At 37.6% G+C, this 1,143-nt stretch carries 1 protein-coding gene; it reads left to right on the forward strand.

Features of this window, described 5'->3' with window-relative positions; translation table 11 throughout:
• Positions 1-70: 70 nt before the first annotated feature.
• On the forward strand, positions 71-1,143 hold a 1,073-nt coding region (locus M595_RS27750), incomplete at its 3' end, for a polyketide synthase dehydratase domain-containing protein (protein WP_238987153.1).

A 1,143-nucleotide genomic window follows, 5' to 3' on the forward strand; every position in this document is an offset into this window, starting at 1 on the left:
CGTGTGCTCTTCCGATCTGATAAGTTATGGTGCTGCTTTTCAAATCTTAGATAAAATATACAGATTGGACTTGGAAGAAAACCAAGTTTTCGCGCAAATTAACCCTTCTGAAACTATCGCAGAAGAATTAAACCATTATCAGATTCATCCCATCCTACTCGATGCTTGTTTTCAGGCGGTTGGTGCAGCCTTTTCAGAGGAACAGTTAGACACTTATTTACCTGTTAGCTTTCAGCAGCTTATTATTCATAATAAATTAGATGAAAAACCCTTTTGGAGTCAAGTTAAACTGCATTTTACATCGAATCCTAAAGTTTATTCTGCTGATATTTTAATAGCAAATTCAGAAGGAGAAATTACAGCACAAATCAATCAGCTACAAATTCAAGCGGTCAATCGTGAAGCGGTTTTAGGAAATTCTACTACCAACCTACAAGATTGGTTGTATACCGTTGAATGGAAACCTCAACCCCTAAGTTCATCTGCAACTAATTTTGTAGTTCAGACTCAAGCAATTTTTGATGAGATTGTTCCCGAGTTTAGGCAATTTTTAAGTCAACCGCAGTTTAAAAAATACGCTGAACTGTTACCTCAATTGGAAGATGTGAGCCTCAGCTATATTATCCAAGCGTTTACACAGATGGGGTTTGAGTTTACAGCAAAACAGCAATTTTTATCTCAAGAATTAGCCGATAAATTAGGCATTACAAGCAAACAGCAACGTCTATTTGAGCGACTACTAGAAATCTTGTCTGAAGCCGGAATTCTGCAAAGAAAAAATCAAGCTTGGGAAGTCATTCAAGAATCGATTAAAATTGATTCTCCGAGTCAGATTAAAACCCAACTCTGTCTAGACCTAGAAATAGAAGCGGAACTTTCCCTTTTAAGCGCTTGTGGCTCTCATTTAGCAGAAGTTTTGCAAGGAAAATTAGACCCCATACAGTTACTCTTTCCGAGTGGAGATGTTAGCTTTTTAACTCAACTTTATCAAAACTCACCCGGAGCCAAAGTGATGAATACCTTAGTCGAAAAGGTTATTCAAAAAGCTCTAGAAAATCAACCTCAAACCCAAAAGCTAAAAGTTCTCGAAATTGGGGCGGGAACTGGCGGAACAACAGCCTATATATTACCCCATTTAAAAAC

The sequence above is a fragment of the Lyngbya aestuarii BL J genome (assembly GCF_000478195.2).
In the GTDB taxonomy this organism is placed as follows: Bacteria; Cyanobacteriota; Cyanobacteriia; order Cyanobacteriales; family Microcoleaceae; genus Capilliphycus; species Capilliphycus aestuarii.